Origin of the sequence: Saccharothrix sp. ALI-22-I, from assembly GCF_001984175.1 — a bacterium.
Lineage (GTDB): Bacteria > Actinomycetota > Actinomycetes > Mycobacteriales > Pseudonocardiaceae > Actinosynnema.
Genome location: NZ_MTQP01000046.1, coordinates 1 through 26,056, shown reverse-complemented (window position 1 = coordinate 26,056; position 26,056 = coordinate 1). Strand labels below are relative to the sequence as shown.

At 70.6% G+C, this 26,056-nt stretch carries 26 protein-coding genes and 3 pseudogenes; 14 read left to right on the top strand and 15 right to left on the bottom strand.

Annotation, left to right across the window (positions count from 1 at the left end; translation table 11 throughout):
• Nucleotides 1–3: 3 nt before the first annotated feature.
• Nucleotides 4–399 (bottom strand): ATP-binding protein, encoded by a 396-nt coding sequence (locus ALI22I_RS07940; RefSeq protein ID WP_077004840.1) that lies wholly within the window; start codon nucleotides 397–399, stop codon nucleotides 4–6.
• Nucleotides 400–1,031: 632 nt separating this feature from the next.
• On the opposite strand from ALI22I_RS07940, the gene ALI22I_RS07935 reads away from it, so the two are divergent.
• A complete protein-coding gene (locus ALI22I_RS07935) occupies nucleotides 1,032–1,472 on the top strand; it encodes a DUF6292 family protein (RefSeq protein ID WP_077004839.1) in 441 nt (146 codons plus the stop codon).
• Between the two features lie 246 nt (nucleotides 1,473–1,718).
• Here the strand turns inward: ALI22I_RS07935 and ALI22I_RS07930 are convergent, their stop codons facing one another.
• Nucleotides 1,719–2,723: a zinc-binding alcohol dehydrogenase family protein gene (locus ALI22I_RS07930; RefSeq protein ID WP_083751553.1), complete on the bottom strand. Its 1,005-nt coding sequence runs from the start codon at nucleotides 2,721–2,723 to the stop codon at nucleotides 1,719–1,721.
• 209 nt (nucleotides 2,724–2,932) lie between these two features.
• On the opposite strand from ALI22I_RS07930, the gene ALI22I_RS07925 reads away from it, so the two are divergent.
• Genes ALI22I_RS07925 through ALI22I_RS07915 form a run of 3 tightly spaced genes read left to right on the top strand, consistent with a single transcriptional unit; the run spans nucleotide 2,933 to nucleotide 4,210 of the window.
• Complete coding sequence (locus ALI22I_RS07925; RefSeq protein WP_077004838.1) at nucleotides 2,933–3,127, top strand: DUF1918 domain-containing protein; 195 nt, start codon at nucleotides 2,933–2,935, stop codon at nucleotides 3,125–3,127.
• Complete coding sequence (locus ALI22I_RS07920; protein WP_077004837.1) at nucleotides 3,093–3,809, top strand: hypothetical protein; 717 nt, start codon at nucleotides 3,093–3,095, stop codon at nucleotides 3,807–3,809. The genes ALI22I_RS07925 and ALI22I_RS07920 overlap by 35 nt, the downstream gene beginning before the upstream one ends.
• Nucleotides 3,806–4,210 carry an Imm32 family immunity protein gene (locus tag ALI22I_RS07915; RefSeq protein WP_077004836.1) on the top strand — a complete coding sequence of 135 codons (405 nt, stop codon included), beginning with the start codon at nucleotides 3,806–3,808 and terminating at the stop codon, nucleotides 4,208–4,210. Before ALI22I_RS07920 ends, ALI22I_RS07915 begins: the two co-directional genes overlap by 4 nt.
• Before the next feature lie 765 nt (nucleotides 4,211–4,975).
• Here the strand turns inward: ALI22I_RS07915 and ALI22I_RS54525 are convergent.
• The 7 genes from ALI22I_RS54525 to ALI22I_RS07885 form a co-directional block, all read right to left on the bottom strand.
• Nucleotides 4,976–5,101 carry a hypothetical protein gene (locus ALI22I_RS54525; RefSeq protein WP_274522763.1) on the bottom strand — a complete coding sequence of 42 codons (126 nt, stop codon included), beginning with the start codon at nucleotides 5,099–5,101 and terminating at the stop codon, nucleotides 4,976–4,978.
• 3 nt (nucleotides 5,102–5,104) lie between these two features.
• A complete protein-coding gene (locus tag ALI22I_RS07910) occupies nucleotides 5,105–6,130 on the bottom strand; it encodes a TerC/Alx family metal homeostasis membrane protein (RefSeq protein WP_077004835.1) in 1,026 nt (341 codons plus the stop codon).
• Nucleotides 6,131–6,428: 298 nt separating this feature from the next.
• Entirely contained in the window at nucleotides 6,429–6,818 is a 390-nt protein-coding gene (locus tag ALI22I_RS07905) for a hypothetical protein (RefSeq protein ID WP_077004834.1), read from the bottom strand.
• Between the two features lie 9 nt (nucleotides 6,819–6,827).
• The gene (locus tag ALI22I_RS07900) at nucleotides 6,828–8,123 is read right to left on the bottom strand and encodes an MDR family MFS transporter (protein ID WP_077004833.1); all 1,296 of its coding nucleotides are present in this window, start codon (nucleotides 8,121–8,123) and stop codon (nucleotides 6,828–6,830) included.
• Nucleotides 8,120–10,042, bottom strand: coding sequence for an ABC transporter permease subunit (locus ALI22I_RS07895; RefSeq protein ID WP_083751536.1), 1,923 nt, complete (start codon nucleotides 10,040–10,042; stop codon nucleotides 8,120–8,122). Before ALI22I_RS07895 ends, ALI22I_RS07900 begins: the two co-directional genes overlap by 4 nt.
• A gap of 17 nt (nucleotides 10,043–10,059) precedes the next feature.
• A complete protein-coding gene (locus tag ALI22I_RS07890) occupies nucleotides 10,060–11,592 on the bottom strand; it encodes an ABC transporter substrate-binding protein (RefSeq protein ID WP_077004832.1) in 1,533 nt (510 codons plus the stop codon).
• Nucleotides 11,593–11,624: 32 nt separating this feature from the next.
• Complete coding sequence (locus ALI22I_RS07885; protein WP_238598184.1) at nucleotides 11,625–12,140, bottom strand: GNAT family N-acetyltransferase; 516 nt, start codon at nucleotides 12,138–12,140, stop codon at nucleotides 11,625–11,627.
• Nucleotides 12,141–12,330: 190 nt separating this feature from the next.
• On the opposite strand from ALI22I_RS07885, the pseudogene ALI22I_RS50545 reads away from it, so the two are divergent.
• The 8 genes and pseudogenes from ALI22I_RS50545 to ALI22I_RS07845 form a co-directional block, all read left to right on the top strand.
• Nucleotides 12,331–12,477 (top strand): annotated as a pseudogene (locus ALI22I_RS50545) (GTP-binding protein); the annotation flags it as partial.
• Nucleotides 12,478–12,969: 492 nt separating this feature from the next.
• Complete coding sequence (locus ALI22I_RS07875; protein ID WP_077004830.1) at nucleotides 12,970–13,998, top strand: FecCD family ABC transporter permease; 1,029 nt, start codon at nucleotides 12,970–12,972, stop codon at nucleotides 13,996–13,998.
• A complete protein-coding gene (locus ALI22I_RS07870; RefSeq protein WP_077004829.1) occupies nucleotides 13,995–14,807 on the top strand; it encodes an ABC transporter ATP-binding protein in 813 nt (270 codons plus the stop codon). The genes ALI22I_RS07875 and ALI22I_RS07870 overlap by 4 nt, the downstream gene beginning before the upstream one ends.
• The gene (locus ALI22I_RS07865; RefSeq protein ID WP_077004828.1) at nucleotides 14,800–15,801 is read left to right on the top strand and encodes an ABC transporter substrate-binding protein; all 1,002 of its coding nucleotides are present in this window, start codon (nucleotides 14,800–14,802) and stop codon (nucleotides 15,799–15,801) included. The genes ALI22I_RS07870 and ALI22I_RS07865 overlap by 8 nt, the downstream gene beginning before the upstream one ends.
• Nucleotides 15,798–17,462: an ABC transporter ATP-binding protein/permease gene (locus ALI22I_RS07860; protein WP_077004827.1), complete on the top strand. Its 1,665-nt coding sequence runs from the start codon at nucleotides 15,798–15,800 to the stop codon at nucleotides 17,460–17,462. The genes ALI22I_RS07865 and ALI22I_RS07860 overlap by 4 nt, the downstream gene beginning before the upstream one ends.
• Nucleotides 17,459–19,111 (top strand): thiol reductant ABC exporter subunit CydC, encoded by a 1,653-nt coding sequence (gene cydC, locus ALI22I_RS07855; RefSeq protein WP_077004826.1) that lies wholly within the window; start codon nucleotides 17,459–17,461, stop codon nucleotides 19,109–19,111. The genes ALI22I_RS07860 and cydC overlap by 4 nt, the downstream gene beginning before the upstream one ends.
• Nucleotides 19,112–19,229: 118 nt before the next feature.
• Nucleotides 19,230–19,544 carry a transcriptional repressor gene (locus ALI22I_RS07850; protein ID WP_077004825.1) on the top strand — a complete coding sequence of 105 codons (315 nt, stop codon included), beginning with the start codon at nucleotides 19,230–19,232 and terminating at the stop codon, nucleotides 19,542–19,544.
• Between the two features lie 29 nt (nucleotides 19,545–19,573).
• The gene (locus tag ALI22I_RS07845) at nucleotides 19,574–19,957 is read left to right on the top strand and encodes a copper amine oxidase (RefSeq protein ID WP_077004824.1); all 384 of its coding nucleotides are present in this window, start codon (nucleotides 19,574–19,576) and stop codon (nucleotides 19,955–19,957) included.
• 83 nt (nucleotides 19,958–20,040) lie between these two features.
• Here the strand turns inward: ALI22I_RS07845 and ALI22I_RS07840 are convergent, their stop codons facing one another.
• Complete coding sequence (locus tag ALI22I_RS07840) at nucleotides 20,041–20,727, bottom strand: RICIN domain-containing protein (RefSeq protein ID WP_238598183.1); 687 nt, start codon at nucleotides 20,725–20,727, stop codon at nucleotides 20,041–20,043.
• 233 nt (nucleotides 20,728–20,960) lie between these two features.
• Here ALI22I_RS07840 and ALI22I_RS07835 point away from each other — a divergent pair, with 233 nt between their 5' ends.
• Nucleotides 20,961–21,476, top strand: a complete 516-nt coding sequence (locus tag ALI22I_RS07835) for an HAD-IA family hydrolase (RefSeq protein ID WP_202970851.1) — start codon at nucleotides 20,961–20,963, stop codon at nucleotides 21,474–21,476.
• A 79-nt stretch (nucleotides 21,477–21,555) separates the two neighbouring features.
• A complete protein-coding gene (locus tag ALI22I_RS07830) occupies nucleotides 21,556–22,074 on the top strand; it encodes a GntR family transcriptional regulator (protein ID WP_202970849.1) in 519 nt (172 codons plus the stop codon).
• 132 nt (nucleotides 22,075–22,206) lie between these two features.
• On the opposite strand, the gene ALI22I_RS07825 is transcribed toward ALI22I_RS07830, so the two are convergent.
• The 5 genes and pseudogenes from ALI22I_RS07825 to ALI22I_RS07805 all read right to left on the bottom strand — a co-directional run.
• Entirely contained in the window at nucleotides 22,207–22,941 is a 735-nt protein-coding gene (locus tag ALI22I_RS07825; RefSeq protein ID WP_077004823.1) for an SDR family NAD(P)-dependent oxidoreductase, read from the bottom strand.
• A 64-nt stretch (nucleotides 22,942–23,005) separates the two neighbouring features.
• On the bottom strand, nucleotides 23,006–24,112 hold the full coding sequence (locus tag ALI22I_RS07820; protein WP_083751533.1) for an alanine racemase: 1,107 nt from the start codon (nucleotides 24,110–24,112) through the stop codon (nucleotides 23,006–23,008).
• A 104-nt stretch (nucleotides 24,113–24,216) separates the two neighbouring features.
• A pseudogene (locus ALI22I_RS52215) lies at nucleotides 24,217–24,471 on the bottom strand (RidA family protein); the annotation flags it as partial.
• A gap of 620 nt (nucleotides 24,472–25,091) precedes the next feature.
• Nucleotides 25,092–25,859, bottom strand: coding sequence for an amino acid ABC transporter ATP-binding protein (locus tag ALI22I_RS07810; RefSeq protein WP_077004822.1), 768 nt, complete (start codon nucleotides 25,857–25,859; stop codon nucleotides 25,092–25,094).
• Nucleotides 25,856–26,056, bottom strand: a pseudogene (locus ALI22I_RS07805) (hypothetical protein); the annotation flags it as partial. The gene ALI22I_RS07810 and the pseudogene ALI22I_RS07805, both read right to left, overlap by 4 nt.

The window sequence follows — 26,056 nt, the reverse complement described above, 5'->3', positions numbered from 1 at the left end:
GATTCAGACGAGTCGGACTTCGGCCCAGACCGTCTTGCGGTCACCGCGGGGTCGATATCCCCAGTTGACCGCCAGCCGGTTGACCATGAGCAGGCCGCGACCGTGCTGCGGGGTGTCGAGCCGCCCCAGGACCGGCAGCAGGCTCGGGCTGCCGTCGTCGACCTCGACCAGGACCAGGCCGCGGTCGGGCAACCGGCTCAGCCGCAGCCGCCGTGGCGCGAGGGCGTGCCGGTAGGCGTTGCCGACCAGTTGCGCGGTGACCACCTGGACGTCCACGAGCTGGTCGTCGCCGGTTCCGGGGAACGTGCCGGCAACCAGTCTCAGCAGCTCGTTCGGGGTGGGAGGGGTATCGGGCAGGTCGAGATCGACACCGTCCCGAGGGAGATCGACAGTGCTCATGACCCATCCCTTCCCGCCCTAGTGGTCTCAGGGCGGAAACACGCCGGAGGGGTACCCGATCGCAGAGTCGGCCAAACGCCTGGGCGACGTCGTCACCGAGAAGCACTTCCCCCGTACGGCGTCCCGACCGACCGCTACGACGCCCGCCCGCGCCGCGACCGGGGCAACGCGGTCCCGATCCGGACGGCGCAGCCACACCCGGGATGTTCTGGCTGGACGACCGAGGCCCCGGGTGAGGGCCGGCCGTCCCGCCCGGCGATCGGTCACCTCATGCGGCAGCCCCGCAGTGGGACCTCCGGCAGCCGCGGCTCGACGCGCTGGTCCGCCCGGGTGGGGCGCCGGAACCTGCCCAGCCCGCAGCGTCGGTGCCGAGGACACGATCTCGGCCCGGCGAGCAGGTCGAGTTGGCGCAGGGTGTGGGCCAGGTGCGCGGGCGCCCCGGTGATCACCACGGTACCTCAGCGCCTCTCCCCCGAAGGCGTTCGACGAGCCCGGGACCGCCCACCCGCGCTGAACCGGCACTGGATCGGAACAGTGCCGCCCGCGTGGTTTCGCTTGTCACCCATACGGGGTAGATAGCCCGTCCTGGCGTTGAAGGGCCGGGAGTTCGAGCCGAGCGGAGCAGGGAAGAAGTGGCGGAGTTGGACCGCGACGAGGTCTTGGCGCGGGGGTTGCGCGGATATGTCCGGCTGGTCACCGAGGCACTGGATCTGGACAGCGAGTGCTCGTACGTGTGGGACGAACGGCCCGCCCGCGCCTACCTGGCGGTGGATCGACGGTTGCCGACCCGCCCGGACCGCGAAGCGGCCCTGCTGTGGGACGAAGAGCGCGGCTGGTCGGCCGCGATCGAGACGCACAGCGGCGAGGACCTGATCATCGTGGACCACCTCGGCGGGGACGTGCTCCCGCCACCGCGACGGGTGGCGAAGTGGGCCGGGAGGCTGTTCCGCGGCGAACGGCGTGACGCACCTCGGCCGGTGCCGGCTCGCGTGAACCACGCCGCCGGGGACCTGACCCGCCGCTTGGCCGCGTACGCCGACGCGGTGCCCGTGCCGATGTCCAGGAGCGCCTGACCCCGTCACCGAAAACCCCGCTCGTGGTACGCCGCAGCCACGACCGGTCCGGTCAACGGGTTGGCCACGTCCGACCGGTCGTGAGTGCCGGGCGGCGGCCTGCTTCCCGGCGCCCCACTCCATGCCTGACGGGGACACGGACAGACCCGCGCGCAGTTCCACTGTGTGGAAGTGACAAGTGCGGAAAGGAGTTGAACAACGATGCGCCGCCGGGGCAGGTGATGCCTCGCGCCACCGTGCACTCGATCACGTCGACGCGCCGCCCACGAGCACGGCGGCGCCGTCGACGCGGTCGGCGGCGAGGTCGGTCAGGGCCTGGTCAGCCGCGTCGAGCGGGTAGGGCGTGGTGGTGACCTCCAGCCGGTGCGCGCCCGCGAAGCGCAGGAACTCCGCGGCGTCCTGCCGGGTGTTGGCCGTGACGCTGCGTAGCTGCCGTTCCTGGAACAGGTGCGTCTCGTAGACCAGCGGCGGGATGTCGGTGAGGTGGATACCCGCGATCGACAGCGTGCCCCCGCGGTCCAGCGCTTCGAGCGCGGGCAGGACGAGCGTGCCGACCGGGGCGAACAGGATCGCCGAGTCCAGCGGCTCCGGTGGCGGGTCCGCGGCGTCGCCCGCCGACGCCGCGCCGAGTGCCATCGCCAGCTCACGAGCCCGCACGCTGCGGGTCATGACGTGCACGACGGCCCCACGGGCCAGCGCGACCTGTGCCGCGAGGTGCGCGCTGGCCCCGAAGCCGTAGATGCCCAGCCGTCCGCCTTCGGGCAGTTCCGCCCGCCGCAACGCCCGGTACCCGATGATCCCGGCGCACAGCAGCGGGGCCGACTCGGCGTCGGAGTACCCGGCGGGCAGGTGGTGGGCGTAGTCGGCGGGGACCACGGTGAAGTCGGCGTAGCCGCCGTCGGCGTCCCACCCGGTGTAGACCGAGTCGGGGCACAGGTTCTCGTCGCCACGCAGGCAGTACCTGCAGCGCCGGCACGTGCCGCGCAGCCAGGCGACACCCACCCGATCGCCGATCGCGAACCGGTCGTCATCGGACCCGACGACCTCGCCGACGACCTCGTGTCCGGGCACGACACCCGGACGGTGCACGGGCAGATCGCCTTCGGTGACGTGCAGATCGGTGCGGCAGACCCCGCAGACCAGCACCCTGAGCAGCAACTCCCCCGGTCCCGGCTCGGGCACCGGGTCCCGGCGCATCGCCAACGGCCTGCCCGTCATCGGGCCGGGCCGGTCCACGTGCCACGCCCGCATCGTGCTCACGGGTCGATCGTCACACCGATCCAGCCCGTCAGCCATCCGCACTCCGGTCGGACGCCGGGCCGGCACCTGGAGGCCAGTCCTCCGGCGCCGCCGCTACCGCAGGTGATCCCTGTTCGTGTCGAACATTCGCCCGGAGGCTCGGCACGGCCCGTTCGGGGGTATCCGATGCTGGAAGTCGGCATGCAGAGGAGGGATGTGCCATGCGGGCAAGCGTCGGTGACGAGCTGTTGGTGCACGGCAAGGTCGTCGGACAGCACGACCGCACCGCCGAGATCCTCGAAGTACTGGGACCGGACGGCAAGCCGCCTTACCGGGTGCGGTTCGAGGACGGGCACGAAGCCGTCATGTTGCCCGGTCCCGATGCCATCGTGCGCCACGCAAAGGGCGAAGCATGAGGCGGCCCGGCGCGAGGGCGGGCTGGCGCGCAGCTACACCTTCCGCACCGGCTACACCCCCGTCACCGGGCTGGTCTCCTCCAACACCATGCCGGAAGCGGGTGGCTTGCCCGCGGAGGCGGTGTTCACCGACTACAACGAACTCGGTGTGCCGACCAAGACGTCCGGCATCGAGGTCGACGCGCAGGAGCACTTGTACTCCAAGTACGGCGAGACGCTGCGGCTCACGCTCGGCGACGGCGCGGACAAGTCGTGGGTGACCAACTACTTCCAGGAGGGCACCCGCCGCCCGGACCAGACGATCGTCGACCGCAACACCACCACCGGCTACCGACTGGCCGACCGCACCTACACCTACGACCCGGCGGGCATCATCACCCGCATCGCCGACCAGCCCAAGGGCCCCAGGTCGGACGTGCCGTGCTTCGGCTACGACCACCTGCGCCGGATGACCCGCGCGTTCACCCCGGCCTCCGGTGACTGTGCGGTCGCGCCGAGCACCGCGACACTCGGCGGCGCCGCGCCCCACTGGTACGACTACACCTTCGACAAGACCGGCAACCGGGTGTCGGAGGTCAATCTGGAGACCCAGGTCAACGGCACTACCATTCGCTCCGGGCCGCTCAAGGACCCGCACACCCCGATCGACCCTCCGACCCTCCGACCAGGTGACATCCCATGACCGAGTTGCGAGTGCTGTACGCGCCCGAGACCGATGAGATCAAAGTGAGCGGTGACCGCGACGCGCTGGCCGAACTCGGCCACGCCATCGACGCCGGAACCGGGAGGTTCGTGCTCGACCAGTCCGGCGACCCCGCGCCCTACGACCTCGTGTTGGGAGCCGTCGAGATCGACACCGTGCCGAGCGGCAAGGTAGTGGTCGCTTCCGACGTGGACCGGTCCACGTTGACGATCAGCGGGGAGCGGTCGGCGTTGAGCCTGCTCGCGCGCAATGTCCTCGGCTTGGCCGAGGACGGGACGGTCGGTGAACACGCACACATCGACTACTTCCCCGATCACTTCTACCTCTCGCCGGACTCCGCTCCGGCGGTGCTGACGCTGGAATCCACGACAGCCGGGTAGGGCTGATGCCTGCGTCAGAGAGGATGGTGCCGAGCAGGAAGGGGTACTTCCCTGGGCGTGTTCGGTGAGCCTGCTCGGCTCGAATCGGCCGAGCACGGGGAACAGCGGGTCGGTCCTGGACGTGATCACCGCGATTGAGGTCTGGCGTCGCAGGAGGCGGCGCATTTCGAGCAGTAGGACGATGCCGCAGGTCAGCGGGAGCAAGCCGCGGACGAACCTGTACACCCGCCGAACCCGCGCCGCCCGGGTTCTCGTCGTCCGCGGAGAGCGCAACCGCCGACTTCAGCTGCGTGGTGGAGCGGCCGCGATCAACTCTCCTGTTCGGTCCGCCGATGCGCGAGGTCGTCAACCGAGGTCTTCGCGCACGAGCTGCTTCAGGGCCTCTCCGTCGATCTTGCCCATGGCGCAGAGCAGCCGTGCAGCACCGCTTCCGGAACGCTGACGAGTGCCAGAGCGAGCGCGGCGGGCGGCACGGGGTTCAGTCTCTCCGTGACGGCGATCTCCGCGAGGTGTCGCAGTGCGGTGAGCAGGTCACCGGAGGGCGTGATCGAGTACCCGGATCGGCCGATCGGGAGAGGCGGAAGTGTTGCTTCCGCGAGGGTGTCCCGGGCGCGGTTGAGGTCCGGGGGGTCGGGGAAGTTGGTGTGCAGCCAAACGGGCCCAGTTCGCGCTGCCGAGGACATCCTCGTGGGCGAGGGCGGCCAGCACCGCACCGGTCTGCACCGGGCGCCCCTGGGCCGCGGCGGACTGTTCGACGGGGTTGGTTCAGTGGCGTGGTCCGCGCGGTGGCCGGGGCGGGTACATGGCCCCGCAGGTGATCACCAGCGCGGCGAGGACGAGCACGGTGAGGATCAACTCGATCAAGCCCGCGAGGAGAAGGTCGGTGAGCATCGTTCACTCCCGCGGTGCGACAGCCCCGAACCGGCGTCCGCGTTCCGCTGCGCGACGCCCGGCACGCAGGCTGGTCACCGTCACGGCGGCCAGGACGACCACGATCACTCCCAAGGAGACCGGGGTGGGGATCTCCGGCACGCCCGGCCAGATTCCGTGGGCCCAGTGCAGGACGAGTTTCACGCCGATGAAGGCGAGGATGATCGCGAGGCCGTGGTTGAGGTGGACGAGCTTGGCCAGCGCGTTGTGCAGCACGAAGTACAGGGCGCGCAGGCCCAGCAGGGCGAAGGCGTTCGTGGCGAACACCAGGTAGGGGTCTTCGGTGATGCCGTAGACCGCGGGCACCGAGTCGACCGCGAACACCACGTCGGTCGCGAACACCGCCACCACCACGACCGCCAACGGGGTCAACGCGCGCCGCCCGTTCTCGCGGACGGTCAGTCGGGCGCCGTGGTAGTCGTCGGTGACCGGCATCAGCCGGCGCAGCAGCCGCACCGACCGCATCCGCGAGGTGTCCCGGGCGGCACTCGCACCCGTCAGCGCCTCGTGCAGGATCTTCACCGCCGAGGCGAACAGGATCGCGCCGAAGACCAGGAACGCCCAGGTTCCGGCCGCCAGCAGCGCCGCGCCGGCCGCGATGAACACGCCACGCAGCACCAGCGCGCCGACGATGCCGTAGAGCAGCACGCGCTGCTGCACCGCCGGCGGGACCGCGAACGCCGCGAGCAGCAGCATGAACACGAACAGGTTGTCCACCGACAGGGACTTCTCCACCACGAACCCGGTCAGGAATTCCATCGCCTGACCGCCGCCGAACGCCGCCCACAGCCACAGTCCGAACACGACCGGCAGCGCCAGGTAGAACACCGACCAGCCCGCGGCCTCCCGCATCGACACCTCGTGCGGGCGGCGGGTCACGACGAAGTCGGCGACCAGCAGCCCCACCAGGACCGCGATGCTGACGAACCACAACCCCGGCGACCCCACCGACTCGGCGGGAGCGGCCAGCACAACAGGCGAATAGGGCACAGGTCCTCCTCGAACACGAATGTTCGAGGTCTCCTTCACCCCACCGGGGCGGTCTCCCGAGGACACCAACGGGGTGTCCGTACTGACCGGGCAGACCCTGCGGAAGTACTCCCCTCCCGCCCAGTATCACCCGGCCCGGGCCCAAGAGTAAAGAGCTGGTAAAGCACTGTCCTCGATCGACGCGGTCGCACTGCCGGAGTGGCCGGGGGTGAGCCACGCTGGCCACTCCGGTGTGGCTCACCCCCGGCCGTCCACGGCACGACTCCGATGTTTCCCGGCTGTCCGAGTGCCATCCGGGTTACAGGAGTTGGACGTGCCGCTCGCCGTCGGCGATGGCACGCCGCAGGTCGGCTCTCGACAACGTCCGCGGCCCACAGCCGCACCACGCCGGCAGTCGGTCGTCCATCACCCGTGTGTCGATCTCGGTGAGCAGGTCGACGTGTTCGGCACCGTGACGGTCGCCGTGGTGCGGGGTGTCGACGCGTGCACGCGACCCGTGTGCCTGAGTCCCGGCCGATGCCGCGTAGACCAGTCCCGAACTCGTGTCGTACACGGCCGCCACGTGGTGGCTGCGACTGCACCGGACATCCAGCCGTCGGTGGTCCGCGCGATGGGCTCCCAACGCGTGCAGCGACACCCTCGCGACCTCACGCCGCTGAGCCGGGATGAGGTGTTCGTACACGTTCATGGCACCACGCTAGAACCGTTCGGTGCCGACTGCTCGTTCCGGCCGTTCGTCGAGCACTCCCTTGCCGCGGGGCAGCAGTGCGATGGCCAACGCCGGGATCGTGGCGAGGACGAGCCAGGGCACGGCGTGCGGGAGGCCCAGGTCGAGGAGGTAGCCGGTTGCCGCGCTGCCGACGAGGACGATCAAGCCGGAGACCGAGGACAGGGCGCCGATGTAGAGGCCGAGCCTGCCCTCCGCGGCGAGGTCGGGAACCCACGCACGGGCTGTCGGGACCACCAGCATCTGGCCGACGGTGAGCAGGACGACGAAGCCCGCCGCCGGTGCCAGTCCGGCGACTCCCGTCCACGCGGACGGACCGACGGCGACGACGACGAAGCCCGCGGAGATGAGCAACAGCCCGATGGCCATGGACCTGCGCAGGTCCAGCCGGTTCCCGGCCCACCGGGTGACCGGCAACTGGGCGGACACGACGAGCAGGGAGGACAGGGCGAACAGCCACGCCAGGGGCGCCTGCGATCCCGCGGCGCGCGCCACCTCGTCCGGCAGCGCGAGGTAGAACTGGTTGTAGGCCAGCAGGTAGGCACCGTACGCGCCGCACAGTGCCAGGAAGCGGCGGTTGCGCAGCATCGCCCGCACACCGCCCCGCCCGGAGACCCGGGCTCGGCCGGGGATGTGTTGCGGCATCAGCCACGCGTGCCCGGCGAGGACGAGGACGAAGACCACGGCACCGGCGAGGCAGACGGTGCGGAAGTCCACGGCGAGCAGCAGCGCGCCCAGGAGCGGGCCGACGAACGCCCCGGCCTGGCCCGCCACGGTGAACAGGGCCAACACCCTGGTCCGCGGCCCGTTGCCCGCCTGCTCCCAGGTCACCGCCTGCCGTGCGGCCTCGGATTCGACCGCCGGGGAGAACAGGGCGGCGGCGAAGCCGATCAGCAGCACCGCGCCGATGACCGCCGCGGGCCGCTCGGCGTACCCCAGCCAGGCGAACCCGACGATCCGCAGCGTGCAGCCGGCGAGCACCACCGGCCGCACCCCGTAGCGGTCGACGAGCGCACCACCCAGCACGAACAGGCCCTGCTGGCTGAAGGTCCGCAGCCCCAACACCAGCCCGACCAGCCAGCCGACCATCCCGATGGAGCCGAGGTGTTCGGAGAGGAACGGCAGGACGGCGTAGAAGCCGACGTTGAAGGCGAGTTGCGTCAGGATCAACAGACGCAGCAGCGGGGACAGGGTCTTCCAGGTCCGCTCGCGCCGTAGCCCTCGTTCCCGGGAACGCTTCACCGTCCCGGAGATCACCTCTGTCATGCGGAATCCTCACGGGTAGTGACGGCTGTGGTGTGCCGCATCGGGGTCGTTCCTCGCTCTGGTCGCCGCGGTGTGGGTGGGTTCGGCACGGGAAGGGGATCGACGCGTTCTGTCGTCGAGGAGCCGCGTGCCCGTGTCCACCGTGGGAGGCGGACTCCGCCTGCTGCGGTGACCGCCAACGCGCCCAGCAGGGCGAGCGCGGCGGCGGGGGCCAGCACCGCCCACGGGGCGCGCTCGGCGTAGGGCAGGTTCTCGGCGAGCAGCAGGCCCCACTCGGGTGACGGCGGTTGGGCGCCCAGACCGAGGAAACCCAGGGCGGCCAGGGCGAGCGCGATGCCGGGGATGCGGAGCAGGGCATGGCGGGTGACCGGCGGGAGGACGGCGGGCAGCAGGTGCCGGCGGAGCAGGTACCGGGGCCCGGCTCCCAGGGCGCGGGTCGCCGCCACGTGGGTGGTGGCGCGTTCCTGCCGCAGCAGCGCGGAGGCGTGGGTGGCCAGTGGGGACCAGGCGACGGCGGCCACGGCGAGCGCGGGTGTGTACGGACCGCTGCCGGCGATGCCCGTGACGAGGAGTCCGGACAGGACCGGCGGTACGGCGTTGACGGCGTCGACGAGCGGGCCGGACAGTCTGGGCAGCAGGCCGAGCAGCACCCCGGTGACCAGCGCGGCGACACTGATCGCGAGCGCGACGGAAAGCGTGGCGAACGCCCCGTGCGCGAGACGGGCCAGCAGGTCGCGGCCCAGCGCGTCGGTGCCGAACGGGTGCGCCCACGACGGTGCTCGCAGGCGCGCGGCGGTGTTCACGGCCAGCGGGTCGCGCAGCAGGCCCAGCACGATGGCGCCGAGCAGCACGATGCCGTACATCAAGGGCAGCGTTCGGGGCGCGGGTGGTGCCGGCTGGTGCAGGGACTGCAGGGCGCCGTCCCGCAGCGCCGGCCCCAGGAGCAGCGGGGCGGCGCGCCGGGCCAGTGCCCCGGCGGCGGACGCGAGCAGGATCAAGGCGAGGCTGCCGGTTTGCAGCACGGGGAGGTCCTGGGCGATGGCGGCCTGCAGGGTCAGCCGGCCGATCCCGGGGATGTCGAAGATCTGCTCGACCGCGACGGAGCCGCCGGTCAGGCCGACGACGAACAGCCCGAGGTTCGGCAGCATCCCCGGCACACAGCGCCGCACCGCCTGGCGGGCGAGGCTTCCTTGCGGGATACCGCGGCCGGCCGCGGCCAGCGCCCACGGCTCGGTGAACGCGGCCGGCAGCAGGTCGTCCAGCATCCGCCCGAGGATCGCGCCGGTGGGCACGCCGAGCGCGAGCGCCGGCAGCACCATCCACTGCGACCCGTACCAGCCGAGCGCGGGCAGCCAACCGAGCTGGACACCGATCACGGTGGCCAGCACGGAAGCGGTCAGGAACTCCGGCAGTGCCGCCAGGACCGCCGCGCCGCTACCGCCCGCCGCCCGCCCAACAAGCCCGAACCGCGATCCACGCCGCAGGGAGCGGGCGCACACCGCCGCGGCCGTGAGCACGGCGACGGCGAGCGCCACGGTCATCAGCGTCAGCGAGACGCCGAGGGCCTGGACGACCGAGGGCATGACCTCGGTGCCGGAAAGCCACGACCGGCCCGCGTCACCACGCAACAGCCCACCGAGCCACTGCCCGAGCAACCGCAGCGGCCCGGCGTCGAGCCCGAGCTCGTCCCGCACCGCCGCCAGCGTCTCGGGCGTCGGGTCGCGCTCGGCCGAACGCGCCTTGAGCACGGTCAGCGCCGGATCGGTGCGGGACAGCCACGGCAGCAGCCCGATCCCGCACACCAGGACGGCCGCGAGCACGACTCGCCACAACAGGACCGACGCACCGCGCCACACCACGCCGGCTGTCGTCCCGCCCTCGCCGCCGGTGCCGGAGGCGGGCGTGCGACTGCTCCGCATGAACCCCGTCCGCCCCTTCAGCGCCGGGTCCCGGCCCCGACGAAGGCGCGCTCGTACGGGTCGAGGAGCACCCCCCGCACCGAGGCGCCGACTCCGATGACCGCCTTCTGGTGGACCAGCGGGACCACCGCGTCGGTGCCGAGGATCGCCGCTTCCGCCGCCATCGCCGCGTCCTGCCGCTTGCCGAGGTCGGCGATGGTCGCCGCCTGGGCGACGGTCCCGTCCACCCCCTTGTCGCACAGCAGGGCCATGTTGTAGCTGCCGGCGCAGGTGAAGTCGCTGGTGAGGACCGAGACCGGATCGCCGGTGTCGAGCATCATGTTCCTGGCGCCGACGAACGCGTCGAACTTCCCCGCCAGCGCATCGGTGAGCAGCCGCGACGACTCCCGCACCTCCAGCGCCACCGTGAAACCGGCCCGTTGCAGCTGCTGCTGCAGCACCTGGGCGATCTCGGGCAACTCGGGCCGGTTGTCGTAGGTGGCGAGCGTGATGGCGATCCCGTCGACCCGCGCCGCCTGCGCCCGCCCCGTGAGCTCGACCCGCTTGCCCTGTGCCCAGGTCAGCGCGGGCCCGAACAGACCACGGGCGGGATCGGCATACCCCTCGAACACGTCCTTGGCCAGGACCGAGGTGTCGACCGCCACCCGGGCCGCGGCGCGCACCGCCGGGTCGGCGAACGGGCCGGACCTGGCGTTGAGGAACAGGCCGGTGGTGCGGGCGGTGGCCACCTCCCGGACCGTGCCGGAGTCCAGGGAGGCGATCTGCGACACCGGGATCGCCTCGGCGATGTCCACCTCACCGCTGCGCAGGGCGTTCGCGCGGGCGGCGCCGTCCGCGACGAACTTCGCGTCGATTCCGGAGGTCTGGGCACGCCCGCCCCAGTAGTCGTCGAAGCGCTCGGCGGTGGCCTCGGTGGTACCGGTGGTCTTCGTGAGCCTGAATGGGCCGGTGGCGGTGCCGACCGGGTCCACGGTGCCGCTCTTCTCGTACGCCTTGGCGGAGAACACCGCCAGGCTCGGGTTCGACAGCCGCTGCGGGAGCACCGGATCGGGTGCGGCGGTGCTGATCCGCACCTGCCGATCGCCTGCGGCCTCGGCGGTCAGGCTGATCCCCGCGAGCGCGGCGGGCGCCGGCTTGGCTTGCGTGGCGTGGGTGAGAGCGGAGACGACAGCGGCGGCCGTCACGTCGCCGCCGTCGTGGAACCTCGCTTCCCGCAGGGTGAACAGCCAACCGCGGCCGTCCTTCTCACTGCTCCAGGACTGGGCGAGCGCGGGTACCGCGGTGCCGTTCTCGTCCAGCCTCGTCAGACCCTCCGCGACGCCCAGCCGGGACAGGCTGAACGCGTCCTGTCCGTAGGGCGAGTAGTTCTGCGTGGGAGGGAAGGCGAACGCGACGCGGAGCCGACCGCCGTCCCCCGAGCCGGACGAGTCCGACGCCGACGAGCCGCCACCGGGGGCGAAACAGCCCGAGACGAGCAGGCAGGCCAACAGACCGGCGGCCAGTCGGTGGTGGCGGTGGAAGCGCGTGGTCCTGGTTCTCCGAGGTGTCACAGGCAGGAAGTGTAAATGAAATTCATTATCAATCAATGGAGGGGTACTTCGAAGTGGACGACCCCACTCCCGCCACCGGACACCTCGTGCCGCTCGTCGCACACCACCTCGCCCAGCGACTGCCACAGGGCCAACGCGCCGGGCGCATGCGGGTAGGCGTGCAGGTACACCGCGCGGTAACCGCCGTCCGCCTTCGCGAAGTCCAGCAGCTCGCCCACCATCCGCCGGGCCAGACCCCGCCGCCGGTGCTCGGGGCGGACGTACACGCGCCGCAACTGGGCGGTCTCCCCCGACGGGTAGCGCTCGGCCAGCCACCGCGGACTCGGCGGATGCGCAGGCCCTCGCGAATCCAACGCCCCGGTGGCGACCACCGTCCCGTCCTGCCCGTCGACCGCCACGAGCAGGGTGTGCCGCTCAGACCGCAGGTAGAACGCCTCGGGATCCAAGATGTCGCGGTGCCAACGAGGCACGTAGCCGGTACCGAAGTCCCGGTAGACGGCGTCGAGCATCACCACGCGGGCGCCGTCGACGTCATCCCGCGTCGCCACCCTGATGCAATAAGTATGCACTTGCGAAGAGTAGGCAATAAGCTCGGCGCAGGGAAGACGCGCCAGTGACCAGCGGCTTGATCAGCGTCACAGCGAACACGGAGAACTGCACACTCCCGGACGTTGACCGGACGGGCCGCCACCACCGGCGGCCCGCATCCGCCACCGTCCCTACACCGAGATTGTGATCATGTCCGCTGCGCCCAAGCCCCGTCGCGTCCCCGTCACCGTGCTGTCCGGTTTCCTCGGTGCGGGCAAGACCACCCTGCTCAACCACGTGCTGGCCAACCGGGAAGGACACCGGGTGGCGGTGGTGGTCAACGACATGAGCGAGGTGCTCGACACCGGTCGCCAGGAGCTGGTGTTCATCGGCGTCGACCTCGACCGCGACGAACCACGCCGCAGGCTCGACCCCGCACTGCTCACCGACGCCGAACTCGCGGCGGGTCCGACCGCGTGGCGACGGTTCGACGACCCCCTGCCCTCGTGGGACGACCTCGAACCACACCTGCACGAGCACCCGTTGCCCGCTCCACGCTGGTCGGCGGAGCGGGAGTAGGACCACCGAGCCAAGCCGATACCGGGGAGCGCTTGGAGGCCTCAGCCCGGGCATCACCGAGGCCCGGCCTCCGGCCAGGCCACCGCAACGGGTTGGCCTCGATCAAGGTCGGAATCCCCGTTGATAACGATTATCAGGTGCGGTTAAGCTCGCGCGGTCCCCCGGTGCAGAGTGATCGGCTTGCTCATGGTTGTTCGTCCGCGGTCGTCCGCGTCGTCGGTTGATGCCGACCGGCGGGCGTCCGTTCGCCGGTCTCGGATCGGGCAGCGGGTGACGGTCGTGGCGCTCGGCGTCGCGATCCTGCTGATGGTGGTCGTCTCCGGCTCGGTCGGGACGGTCGAGGTCGGGTTCGCGGACGCGGCGCGAATCGTGGTCGGGCACCTGGTGCCGAACATGCCGTGGATGTCGGACGGCAGCCTGACCGTGTTGCAGGACCAGGCGGTGTGGCAGTTCCGCCTGCCCCGTGCGTTGCTGGCCGCGCTGGCGGGCGCCGGTCTGGCGTTGGCGGGGGCGATCATGCAGGTGATCGTGCGCAACCCGCTGGCCGAGCCCTACTTGCTCGGTGTCTCCTCCGGCGCGGGGGTCGGCGCGGTCCTGGTCATCACCCTCGGCTCGGCCGCCGTCGGTGGCCTTCCGCTCGGCGTCGCGGCGTTCGCCGGCGCGTTGGTGGCCAGTGCGTGTGTCGCGCTCACCGCCCGGCACCGCGGTGTCCTGTCGCCGACCAGGATGATCCTCTCGGGTGTAGCCCTGGGTTCCCTGTTCAGCGCCATTACCAGCTACCTGACGTTGACCACCGAGGCGCAGAACGTGTTCAGCGTCCTGTTCTTCCTGCTGGGCAGCGTCTCCGCCGCGTCCATGGGCTCGTTGGTCGTGCCCGCGGTGGCGTTCGCGGTCGCATGTGTTGTCGTGGGGCTGCGGACCCGGGCGATGAACGCGTTGCTGACCGGTGACGAGTCGGCGACCGCGTTGGGTGTGGACGTGAACCGGCTGCGTGCCGTCCTCCTGGTGACCTCGGCCCTGTTGACCGGGTCGATCGTGTCGGTGAGCGGGGGCATCGGCTTCGTCGGTCTCGTGATCCCGCACGTGGCCCGCATCCTCGTGGGCGCGGACCACCGGCGGATGCTCCCGGTCGCCGTGCTCGGCGGCGCCGCGTTCCTGATGCTCGCCGACCTGCTGTCGCGCACGGTCGCCGCGCCCGCCGAAGTACCGATCGGCATCCTCACCGCAGTGGTGGGAGCGCCGTTCTTCCTGTGGCTGATGCGCCGGGACACGGCGACGCGGGCGGGACTGGACCGGTGAGGGTGCGCTTCGACCACGTCAGCGTCTCCTTGGGTGGCCGCGAGGTGCTGCACGACGTGGAACTGGAGATCCACCCCGGCCGGTTCCTCGGGCTGGTCGGCCCCAACGGCAGCGGCAAGTCGACGTTGCTGCGCACGCTCTACCGGGCCGTCGCGCCGTCGTCGGGCCGGGTGCTGCTCGACGAGCGGGACGTGTGGCGCACCGATCGGCGGACGGTCGCCCGGACGGTGTCGGTCATGACCCAGGAGACGTCGACCGAGTTCGACCTGACGGTCCTGGACGTGGTGCTGCTGGCCAGGGTGCCGTTCCAGCGCGGGTTCGGTCGCGACACCGACGCCGATCTCGACCTGGCGTGGTCCGCGCTGGAGCGGGTGGGCGCCGCCGACGTCGCCGACCGACCCGTCGGCCGGTTGTCCGGCGGGCAACGGCAGCGGGTCATGCTGGCCCGCGCGCTCGCCGCGGACGCCCCGGTCCTCGTCCTCGACGAGCCGACCAACCACCTCGACATCGCCTTCCAGCTCGAACTCATGCGGATCGCGACCGATCTGGACCGCACGATCATCGCGGCACTGCACGACCTCAACCTCGCCGCCACCCACTGCGACGACATCGCGGTCCTCGACGCAGGACGGCTCGTCGCCACCGGCACACCGACCGAGGCGCTCACGCCACGCGTGGTCGAAGACGTGTTCGGGGTCGCCGTCGACCAGCTCACGCACCCGCGCACCGGCCGTCCCGTCCTGGTCTTCGACCACCCGCCGCAGACCCGCCAAGATCCCACCGACCGCAGAGATGAGATCAATGCGTAACACCCTGTCCCTGCTCGCACTCGGTGTCAGCGTCACGCTGGTCGCAGGCTGCGGCTCCTCGGTCACCCCGAACACCTCGACGACCTCCACCACCGGCCAGGCTGTCACGATCACCAACTGCGGCCGGGACGTCACCGTCGACGGCGCGCCGAGCGCGGCGGTCGGGCTGAGCCCGTCGCAGACCGCGCTGCTGTTGCGGTTGGGCCTCGCGGACTCGCTCGTCGGGCAGGCGCAGACGGCCACCGCGCCGCTGCCCGACGACGTGGCAGGCCTGGTCGCCGACGTCCCGGTGCTGAGCGAGTCCGGGCCGCCGAGCCGGGAACAGCTGCTGAACACGAAACCGGACTTCGTGTTCTCCCCGACCATGTACGAGTTCACCGCCGAACGGGGCTTCGCGAGCCTGGAGCAGCTGAAGGAGGCCGGCGTCGCGGCGTACGTCGCCACGGGCGGGTGCGCCGAGCGCCGCATGAAGGGCACGGTCGAGGACGTCTTCACCGATCTGGAGAACCTCGGCCGGATCTTCGCCGTGCCCGACAAGGCCGCGCCGCTGATCGAGAAGGGCAAGGCGGACCTGGCCGCGGTGGACAAAGCCGTCGCGGACCGCGCCAAACCGACCGTCGCCCAGGTGTACCTGGAGGGCACCACCGTGACGGCGATCGGCGCCGGTATCGAGTACGACATCATCCGGCGGGCCGGCGGGGACAACGTGTTCTCGCCGGAGGACCCGCAGTTCGCCAAGTTCTTCGCCGCGCAGATCACCCCGGAGGCGCTCGCCGCGTCGAACCCCGCCGCGATCGTGTTCGCGGTCAACTCACCCGAGCACAAGCAGGCGACCGTCGACTACCTGACCCGCACGTTCCCGGACATGACCGCCGTGCGCGAACAGCGGCTGATCTCGATCGACGCGGCCGACACCTACCCGGGCACCCTCGGCAACGTCTCGGTCGTGCGGGAGATCGCCGAGCGGCTCCACCCGGACGCCTTCACGTCGTGATCCACCGCAGGCTCCTGCAGCTGGCGGGTGTCGTCGCCGGACCGGTCGCGCTCCTGGCGGCGCTGTCGACGCTGGTGTCGGCCTGCCACGTCGCCGGAGCCGTCCTGGCGGCCGCCGTCCTCGCCGACCTCACCGGCGGGGACCGCGCCGCCGTGGCGCCCGTGATCGCGGTGCTGGTCGGTGTCGTCGCGTTGCGTGCGGTCCTGGTGTGGTTCCGGGAGGTCGCCGCCGCCCGGTTCGGCATCGCGATCCGCACCCGGCTGCGCGGCGACCTGCTGCGCCGCATCGCCTCGCTGGGGCCGGCGTGGGCGCAGGGAGAGCGGTCCGGCGCGATCACACACACCGTCGTGGACGGTGTGGAGGCCCTCGACGCCTACTACAGCCGCTACCTGCCACAGCTGCTCGTGACCTGTGTCGTGCCCGCGGCCGTCACCGGATGGCTGTTCACCGTCTCCGTCCCCGCCGCCGCTGTTCTCGCTGCGGCGGTGCTGTGCGCCGTGGTCGTCCCCCGCTTCTGGGACGCCCGCCTGCTCAAGACCGGACGAACCCGTTGGCGCGCCTACGAGAAGCTGGCGGCGGACTACCTCGAAGCCACCCAGACGATCGGTGTCCTGCGCGTGTTCGGCGCGGGCCGACGGACCGGCCAGGCACTCGCCGAACGCGGCGAACACCTGCACCGCTCCACGATGACCCAACTGCGGGTCTCCCTCGTGGAGTCCGCCGTCAGCTCGCTCGCACTGCACCTGGGCACCGCCGCAACCATCGTCGTCGCCTGCGCCGGAGTCCTCGGTGGTTCGGCACCGGCCGGGTCGGTGTTGCTGTTCCTGCTGTGCGCCAGGGAGTGCTTCCGCCCGGTGCTCGACCTGTCCGCCCACTGGCACCTCGGCTACCAGGGACTGGGCGCGGTCGAGGGCATCGACGAGATCCTCACCGCGCGCCCGGCCGTCGGGGACACGGGCACGCGCACCGATCCCGCCCGTCCGGGGGCGGGGCTTCGGCTGCGGCAGGTCGGTTACCGGTACCCGAACGGGGCAGGCGTCGCCGACATCAGCTTCGACTGCGCACCGGGGAGCACCACCGGGATCGTGGGCCCGTCGGGTGCCGGCAAGAGCACGCTCGCCCGGCTCGTCGTCCGGCACGCCGACCCCCAGCACGGGACGATCGAACTCGACGGCACCCCGATCGCCGACTACACCCTCGCTGCCCTGCGCGCGAGCATCGGCGTCGTCGGCCAGCACACCTACCTGTTCCACGGCACCGTGGACGAGAACCTGCGCCTGGCCCGCCCCGACGCCACACCGGAGGAGGTCCGCGCCGCCGCCCACGTCGCGGACGCCCTGGCATTCATCGAGGCGCTCCCCCAGGGCTTCGCCACGGTGCTCACCGAGAACGGCGCCCGGCTGTCCGGCGGGCAGCGACAACGGCTCGCCATCGCCCGGGCCGTGCTCGCCGCGACCCCCGTGCTCCTGCTCGACGAAGCGACCTCCGCCCTGGACGTCGACACCGAGGAACGCGTCCTCACCCGGCTCGCCGAGCACTGCCCGGACACCACCCGGATCGTGATCGCGCACCGTGAAAGCGCCCTGCGCGACGCCGACACGGTCGTCACGATCGGGTCCGGCCGCGTCGCCGGCATCACCTCCCCGGCAGCACGGCGATGAGCGGGCCGCTCCGGCGCCTGCTCCCGGTGGTCGCCGAGCAACGGGCGAACTTCGTCTGGACCATCACGTCCAACGCCGTCGTCCAGCTCGGTGCGCTGAGCATCGCCGTGGTCGGTGCGTGGCTCGCGGGCCGGACGGCCGCGACCGGCACCGCACCACTGGTGGCCGTGGCAGGTGTCCTGTGCGGCCTCGCGGTGCTCACCGCCGCGATGACCTGGCGGGAGTCGTGGGTCTCCCACGACCTGGCCTATCGACTGATCGGCGTTCTGCGCGCCCGCGTGTTCGACCGCCTGCGGGTGAGCCTGCCCGACCGCCGCAAGCCGCGTCGGAGCGGCGATCTCGCCTCCGTCGCCTTCGCCGACGTCGACCGCCTCGAATGGCTCTACGCCCACACCGTGGCCCAGGTGCTCACCTGCGTCGTGCTGGTCGCCGCCACCACGACGCTGTCGCTGTTCGTCACACCGTGGCTGTTGCTGGTGTGGGTGCCGTTCGTGGTCGTGACCGCGGCGCTGCCCTGGCTGTTCGGCCGGGTCAGCGCCCGGCAGGGAGCCCAGCTGACCGAGGCCGCCGCCGCGCTCAACGCCGAACTCGTCGACACCGTCCGCGGACTCGACGAGCTCAGCGCCGCGGGCGCCCTGCACCGCCGCACCGCCGCGCTCGACCGGCACACCAGCGTGCTGACCACGGTGCAGGCACGGATCGGCTCCCGAACGGGCCTGGAACGCGCGGTCACCGACACGGCACTGTCCCTCAGCGCGATCGGCGCCCTCGCGGTCTGCGCGGTGAACCTCGACGCGGTCGGCCGCGCGCTCACGCCGGTCGCCATGGTCCTGGCCACCGCGGCACTCGGTCCCATCGCCCAGATCTCCGACCTGCTGCGCAACCTCGGCACCCTGCGCGCCGCCGGCGCCAGGATCGTCGGCGTCCTCGACCGGGCACCGGCGGTCCGCGAAGCCCACGCGCCCCGGTCCCTGCCACCCCGCGACCGTGCGACCGGGCTCGTGTTCGACCACGTGACGTTCCGCTACGGCGACGAAGGGCCGCCCGCGCTGCGAGAGGTGTCCTTCGCCGTCCGCCCCGGCGAACGAGTCGCGCTCACCGGTCCGTCCGGCGCCGGCAAGACCACCTGCGCGCTGCTCGCCGTCCGGATGTGGGACCCCGACGCCGGCCGGATCACCCTCGACGGCGTCGACCTCGCCGAGTTGGCCGACGACAACCTGCGTGGCGCGATCAGCGCCGTGCCCCAGGACCCCGGCCTGCTAGCCGGGACGATCGCGACCAACATCCGGCTCGGCCGCCCCGACGCCAGTGACCACGATGTCGAGCAGGCGGCACGGCGAGCCGGAATCCTCGACTCCCGGTCCGGTCTACCCGCCGGGATCGACACACCGGTCGGAGAGTCCGGTGCCGGACTGTCCGGCGGTCAACGGGCACGGGTCGCCGTCGCCCGGGCCCTGCTGACCAACCCGCGCATCCTCATCCTGGACGAGGCGACCGCCAACCTGGACCCCGACGCCGACGAGGCCATCACCGCCGCGCTCGGCTCGGCCGACGACAATGTCGGCGTCCTAGTCATCGCCCACCGGCCCGCCACCCTGACCCGTTGCGACCGAACCGTCGCGCTGCGGGAAGGGCAGTGCACCACCTGATCCGGCCGGGCTGTCGATCCCATCTCCGCCACACGGACCTTGACGAATTTATCGGTAATCATAATCATGTTCAGTAGGGTCGTGGACGGATGAGGGCCGTGATGGTGGAGTTACAGGCGTGGGTCCGGACCAGCATCTGAGTAGCAAGACCAACTCCGTGCTCGAAGCCCTCGTCCGGGAGGACAGGTTCATCTCCGCCGGAGAACTCCACCTCGGCATGCGAAGCACGGGCCAGACGATCTCGCTCATCACCGTCCACCGCGCGCTCCACACCCTTCGTCTGATGCGACTGGTCGACACGGTGGTCGACGAGGACGGCAGCCACCGGTACCGCCACTGTTCCCCCACTCCCCCACCAGCACCTCGTCTGCTCGGCGTGCCGGTCGACGGTGGAGATCCCGGCACCGGGGTGGTGAAGGTGACGTACGCATAGCTGCCGGTCGTGGGCGGCACCGCCTGCTCGTGCAGCAGCACGCCTCCCGGTCCCCAGACCCGCGCCGTGACCGGCCCCCGGCCCGGCGCGCGGAGTTCGCCCGCCACCACCTCTGGGTCACCCGCTACGACCCCGCCGAGATGCACGCCGCGGGCGACTACCCCAACCAGCACCCCGGCGACGGACTCGGCGAGTGGGTCAAACAGGAACGCGAACTGGTCAACGAGGACATCGTCGTCTGGCACACCTTCGGCACCTCACACCTGCCCCGCCCCGAGGACTGGCCGATCATGCCCTGCGACTACGTGGGCTTCTCCCTCAAACCCGCGGGCTTCTTCGACCGCAACCCGTCACTGGACGTGCCCCCGCCCAGCGTCCACGGCACAGGTTCCTGCCACATCGACTCCGCCTGAACCCGACCAAGCTCACCCGACTGGGTAGCCGTTCCGTGAGGACCACGGCTACCCGGTCGGAGACCCTTGGCTTGCGCTGTGGGTCAGCCCATGCCCTGGAGGCGCCAGATCTGGTTCCTCTTGTTGTTCAGCGCGCTCGCCGGGTCGCAGGGCCACTGGTGGATCTTCGCGCCGGCCGCGGTGGAGATCTCGCTGACGTCGACGCACTTGCCGCTGTGCACGGCGACCAGCTGGTAGTCCTTGCTGTTGCCCAGCGCGGTGACCGGGTTCAGGGTGAACATCTGGTTCGCGGCGCCGGTGCAGGTGTACTGGATGACGGTGGCACCGTCGGCCGTGGAAGCACCCGAGACGTCCAGGCACTTGCCGCTGTGCTGGTTGACCACGGTGTAGGTGTTCGCCCGTCCGGCGACCGGCTTGAGGTCGAGCATCTGCTGGTAACCGCCTTCGCAGTGGTACTGCTGGTACTGCGTGCCGTTGGCGGTGGAGGGGTTGGTGTCGTCCAGGCACTGGCCGCTGTGCTGGGCCACCGCGACAGTGGAGACGGTGGTGTTCGACGGCGGGAGCAGGGTGACCGTGTAGCCGTCGGCGGCATTCGTCCACGGCACGTTCACCGAGGCCGAGTTGCCGCTCACGGTCAGAGTCTGGTCGGAGACGGTGACCGGGCCGGTCACGGCACCGCCGCCGTTGTTCGGGATGCGCTGGACCATCGCACGGACCCGGCCGTTCTCCACCACGGAGGTGGTGTCGAGACGGTCGAGGTCGACGGTCACGGTTCCGGTGTTGCCGTTGCTCCCGAGCAGGATTTTGGCGTTCCGCGCGGAGTTCGACTGGAGGAAACCGTGGGATTTGAGCGCAAGCCGAAGTTCGTCTCGTTTGACATGAACGGGACGCTGATCCACTTCCACATCAACGAGGTGATCCCTCGGGTCCTGGGTGACCGGCTCCCAGCCGAGATCGCAGGCGACTTCCTGCGGACGGGAACCAATACCGGATCGACGAGTGCATGGGCGAGTGGAAGCCGTTCCACCAGGTCGTCGCCCGCTCGCTGGAACGGACCATGCGCTGGTTCGGCCTGGAGTACCGCCAGGGCGACGGCGAGGCGGTGTACGAGGAGATTCCCACGTGGGGCCCATACCCCGGCGTCAGCGAGGCACTGCGGCGCTTGGCCGAGGAGTACCCGCTGGTGATCGTGACGAACTCCGACGACGTGCACGCGTCGCGCCTCGTGGAGAACCTCCAGGCCCCGTTCGAGGTCGTGATCACCTCCGAGCAGATGGGCATCTACAAGCCACAGCTCTACGCGTTCGAGTACATGCTGGACAAGCTCGGCGTGGCACTCGACGAGATCGTGCACGTCTCGGCGAGCCCGAAGTACGACCTGCGCCCTGCCGCCGACATCGGCATCAAGAACAAGGTGTACATGGACCGCGGCTTCGAGCACGACGAGCACTGGCTCGGCTACAAGCGGATCACCGACATCGCCGACCTTCCCGTCCTCCTCGGCCTGCCGCGCCCTTGACGGGAGTGGTGAGCACCGCATCACCAGCCACCCGTTGGGAGGGCTCACGTTGTCGGGAGCTCAGGGATCACGGCTTGGAGTGACAGCCGGCCCGACCGGACTCCGTGCAGATACGGGTCACGGGAGACTGTTTCTGGATTGCCGAGAGGTAAGCGCTCACGACGTCGCCGAGATCGCGTCGGTCCGCCTACTTGTCGAGCCGTATGCCGCTGAACTCTCCGCCGAAGCGCTGCGCGGTCCTGCGCGGCCGAGGTTGATGCAAACCATCGAAGACCTCCACCTGGCCTTGGAGAAGAACGACATCCCGGCCAGCATCGACGCGCACCTCGGCTTCCACAGACTCTTCTACGACCTCTCGGGGCACGGCGTTCTGCAGAGTCTTTGGAATGGCTGGGAGACCAAGCTGCGGCTCTACCTCAGCCTCGACCATCGCACTTACAGCGACCCGCACGATCTGGCCGTCGAACACGAGAAGTTGGCCGCGGTTGCCCTGGAGGGCGACATCGACGAGTTCCGGCAGGAACTGGCCTGCCATTTCCAATCGGCGCTGCGAGCCCGGACGGAAGACCAGGGGAAACGTAGACCCCGGCGTGCATGAGGTCATGCCGCCTGGGTGAAGTGTCTCTGGCCCGCCTCGGGAACCTCCCGAACTGAGCTTTTCAAATATTGAGCCGAAAGTGATCAAGCAGGCAAGTGATCACTTTCGGCTCAATACTTGTCCGGGCGGCGTTCAGAAGGCGGTGTACCCGCCGTCGACGGGGAGAACCGCTCCAGTGATGTACGACGACTCCGACGACGCGAAGAAGAGGACCGCGTCGGCGATCTCTTCCGGGGTGGCGAGGCGTTGGAGCGGGATCTGGGTCTCGCGCTCGCGGCGGTAGGCCTCGGGGTCGGGGCTGCGCTGGATCGATGCTTCGATGATCGGGGTGGCGGTCAGGCCTGGAGCGACGACGTTGACGCGGATGTTGCGCGGGGCCCATTCGATCGCCGCGCCCTTGGCGAGCATGATGAGGCCGCCCTTGGCAGCGGAGTACAGGACCTCGCCCGCCTTGCCGACCATGCCGAGCCGTGAGCTGACGCAGACGAACGAGCCTCCCGCGGCGGGCATCAGCGGCGCGAAGTGCTTCATCACCAGGAACGCGCTGAGCAGGTTGCTGTCGAGCACGTTCTTCGCGTCGTCGTAGGACATCTCGGTAAGTGGGCCGCCGGCCTGCAGTCCATGGTTGAGGACGACGACGTCGACGGTGCCGAGGGACTCGGCGGCCTGGTGGGCCAGGGCCTCGACGAACGCCTCGTCGTTGAGATCTCCGGGGACGTACAGGTCGTCGGGCCGGGCGGTGTCGAGTCGCTCCCTACGGCCGGTGAGCAGCAGTCGCGCGCCCTCGCGGCGGAAGTGGGAACTCACCGCCTCCCCGATTCCGCTGCCGGCGCCGGTCACCAGTGCCGCGACGTTTTCTAGTCTCATGTCAGGCAACTCCTGTAGGTCGGTCGGGCGCGGGCTCGGGTACGGGGTTTCGCCCCGGGGCCGGTCAGCTGAGAAATCCGCGGGCGTCGACCGGCCACCGCTCCAGCGACGTGCCAGTGCTGTCGGTGACGATCAGCTCCTCGAAGTTGAGGACGACCGGGCAGACGTGGTTCGGCACCACCGGTACCACGGTGCCCACGCTGGGGCGGAAGTCGTCGGCGGGCAGCGCGAGGAATCCGTGGTACTCGTTGAGCTTGGCCAGGACGGCTTTCGTGCCGGCGACGCCACCGTAGCCGCGCTCGACGCTGCCTTCGCGGCTGAGGGCTTTGGTGCCCACGTCGAGGATGACCTGGTCGGGGACCCACTCGCTGACCACCGTGGCAGCGACGAACAGCGCGATCTGGTCGTCCGTGCAGGCGCCGAGCCGGCTGTTGTTCAGGTCGCAGAAGACGTACTCGCCGGGACGGATCTCGGTGATCACGCTGCTGGTGGTGAACTCGACGGTGGGTGTGGAGCCGGCGCTGACCACCTCTGCGGTGACCCCGACGCGGGCGAGGCTGCGTACCGCGGTGACGAGCGCGGCATCCTGGTCCCGCGCGGCGCGCAGGCGGGCGTCCCGACCGGAGCTGCCGTGACCCGGATACGTGAAGACGCCCACCGGCACCAGGCCGCGCTTGCGGGCGGCGAGTGCGAGGTCGCCCGCGATCTCGGGCGGCGCTCCGGATCGGCGGGCACCACAGTCGACCTCGATCACGACCTGCAGCCGGTCCGGTTCGCCTCCCATCGCGTCGGCGATGGCCTCGATCGCCGCGACGTTGTCGACGCCGACCCGCAGCCGGATGGACTCGGCGAGCCTGCGAATCCGCGTCCCCTTCGTTCCCGCGGGCCAGATCGGGTAGGCGAGGAAGATGTCGTCGAAGCCGGCCGCGGCGAAGACCTCGGCCTCACCGACGTTGCCCGCGGTGATGCCGACCGCCCCTGCCTTGAGCTGGCGCCGACCGATTTCCACGCACTTGTGCGTCTTGACGTGAGGCCTGACGTCGAGACCGCGCTGGTCGGCGAAGCTCTGCATGCGGTCGATGTTGCCTTGCATGACGTCGACCAGCACGATCGGCGCGGGGGTGTCAACCCGCTCGACCAGAGCGTCGAGTGCTCGTTGGAGCCGGTTCACGCTGCACTCCTCGTGCTTCTGTCTGGGAATGACCGAGGGGCGCGGATGCCGACTCCCTCGAATGCTGAACGTGCGCGACCCGCCACACCGCCGTTGTGCCCGCCCTACGCCGCGGTGCAGACCATCTGGATCTCGACCGGACTGTTGCGCGGCAGCCCGGCGACACCGATCGCGGTGCGCGCGTGCCGTCCGTTCTCGCCCAACACCTCGACGAGGAGTTCACTGGCCGCGTCGGCGACCCGCGACTGCTCACCCAGTTCCGGTGTACTGGCCACGAAGACCAGCATCTGCACGATCCGGACGCGGTCCAGATCCCCCACCGCCTGCACAGCGGCGGCGAGCGCGTTGAGCGCGGCGTGGCGCGAGCCCCCGTGCCGCCTGCACCTCGACGTCCCGGCCGACGACGCCCTGTCCCAGCAGCACGCCGTCCTGGTACGGCAGTTGGCCCGAGATGTGGGTGCTGGAGCCCACCGCCCGGTGGTTCACGTAGTTCGGGTTGTCAGTGAGGCTCGGAAGGTCCAGACCGAGGGCGTGGAGCCGATCCAGGGCCGAGCCGGTGTCGACGGCCGACGTCCTGGGCCGGCTCACAGCGCCACCGCCGTGGCCGGCGCAGGACGTGAACCGCCCGAGTCTGCCGCGGAATCCCGCTTCGTACGGATCTCGATCATCTGCTCGGTCCTCCTTGGGCAGCAGTGCGGACGAAATGCCGTGTGACCAGCGGATGCGTCCGGCTTGTCGATTGTCGACCATAATGCGCCCGTCGTTCACCGTCAACAGGAACTTGGGCCCCGGGCGCACAGCATCCGCAGCACTGCCCGGCAGCGATCAGCTTCGTGGCCTCGTCCGGCTGCACATGGAGGCAGCGGGGGCGACGTGCGGCTTCATCAGCACTGTGACCTCAGCCGCGGCATCGACGATGTCGCGGGCGAGGTCGCCTTCCCGAGGCGCGTACACGACTCGGCCAGAGCACGATCGAGGTTCACAGCACCCGTTCCAGGAACTCCTGGGTTCGTCGTTCGCGCGGGTTGGCGAGCACCTCGCGGGCGTCGCCGCGTTCTACCGCGACTCCGCCGTCCATGAACAGCACCTCGTCGGCGACGTCGCGGGCGAATCCCATCTCGTGGGTGACGACGAGCATGGTCATGCCGTTGTGGGCGAGGTCGCGCATGACCGCGAGGACTTCACCCACCAGCTCCGGGTCCAGTGCGCTGGTGGGTTCGTCGAACAGCATGATGCTGGGCTCCATCGCGAGTGCGCGGGCGATGGCGACGCGCTGCTGCTGGCCGCCGGAGAGCTGGGCGGGGTATTTGTGGCCGCACCCGTCGAGCCCGACCTGGGCCAGCAGTTCCCGCGCCCGTGAACGGGCGACCTTGCGGTCGATCTTCTTGACCAGCACCGGCCCCGACATGACGTTGCCCTCCGCAGTCATGTTGGGGAACAGGTTGAACTGCTGGAACACCATGCCGATGCGGGCGCGCTGCTCGGCCAGCCGTTGCGGGCGCACCGCGTGGTAGGCGCGTTCGGACTCGACGTAGCCGAAGTCCTCGCCGTTGACCCGCAGCACGCCGCGGTCGACGGTCTCCAGCCCGTTGACACAGCGCAGCAGTGTCGACTTCCCGGATCCGCTCGGCCCGATGATGCACGAGATCTCCCCTGCCGAGACCGACAGGTCGATCCCGCGCAGGACCTCGTGGTGGCCGAAGCTCTTGTACAGCTGGCGTGCGACGATCGTTCCGTCGGCCTTCACAGCAACGACTCCCTCGTGGTGCTGACGGGTTGGCCGGCCGCGGGCTCGACCGCGGCGGCAGCGGCCGTCCTCCTGGTCGAGCGGGAGAACCGGCGCTCGATCATGGACTGCGGCACGCTGAGCAGCATCGTCATGATCAGGTACCAGAGGCTGGCCACGATCAGCAGCGGAATGGTCTGGTACGTGCGGGCGTAGAT

What these genes read in the sequence shown, in the direction of transcription:
- ALI22I_RS07940 (WP_077004840.1), bottom strand. Translation starts at nt 399, where the DNA reads ATGAGCACTGTCGATCTCCCTCGGGACGGTGTCGATCTCGACCTGCCC.
- ALI22I_RS07905 (WP_077004834.1), bottom strand. Translation starts at nt 6,818, where the DNA reads ATGAACGTGTACGAACACCTCATCCCGGCTCAGCGGCGTGAGGTCGCG.
- ALI22I_RS07915 (WP_077004836.1), top strand. Translation starts at nt 3,806, where the DNA reads ATGACCGAGTTGCGAGTGCTGTACGCGCCCGAGACCGATGAGATCAAA.
- ALI22I_RS07865 (WP_077004828.1), top strand. Translation starts at nt 14,800, where the DNA reads ATGCGTAACACCCTGTCCCTGCTCGCACTCGGTGTCAGCGTCACGCTG.
- cydC (WP_077004826.1), top strand. Translation starts at nt 17,459, where the DNA reads ATGAGCGGGCCGCTCCGGCGCCTGCTCCCGGTGGTCGCCGAGCAACGG.
- ALI22I_RS54525 (WP_274522763.1), bottom strand. Translation starts at nt 5,101, where the DNA reads ATGCTCACCGACCTTCTCCTCGCGGGCTTGATCGAGTTGATCCTCACC.
- ALI22I_RS07930 (WP_083751553.1), bottom strand. Translation starts at nt 2,723, where the DNA reads ATGCGGGCGTGGCACGTGGACCGGCCCGGCCCGATGACGGGCAGGCCG.
- ALI22I_RS07925 (WP_077004838.1), top strand. Translation starts at nt 2,933, where the DNA reads ATGCGGGCAAGCGTCGGTGACGAGCTGTTGGTGCACGGCAAGGTCGTC.
- ALI22I_RS07895 (WP_083751536.1), bottom strand. Translation starts at nt 10,042, where the DNA reads ATGCGGAGCAGTCGCACGCCCGCCTCCGGCACCGGCGGCGAGGGCGGG.
- ALI22I_RS07900 (WP_077004833.1), bottom strand. Translation starts at nt 8,123, where the DNA reads ATGACAGAGGTGATCTCCGGGACGGTGAAGCGTTCCCGGGAACGAGGG.
- ALI22I_RS07920 (WP_077004837.1), top strand. Translation starts at nt 3,093, where the DNA reads ATGCCATCGTGCGCCACGCAAAGGGCGAAGCATGAGGCGGCCCGGCGC.
- ALI22I_RS07835 (WP_202970851.1), top strand. Translation starts at nt 20,961, where the DNA reads ATGGGCGAGTGGAAGCCGTTCCACCAGGTCGTCGCCCGCTCGCTGGAA.
- ALI22I_RS07825 (WP_077004823.1), bottom strand. Translation starts at nt 22,941, where the DNA reads ATGAGACTAGAAAACGTCGCGGCACTGGTGACCGGCGCCGGCAGCGGA.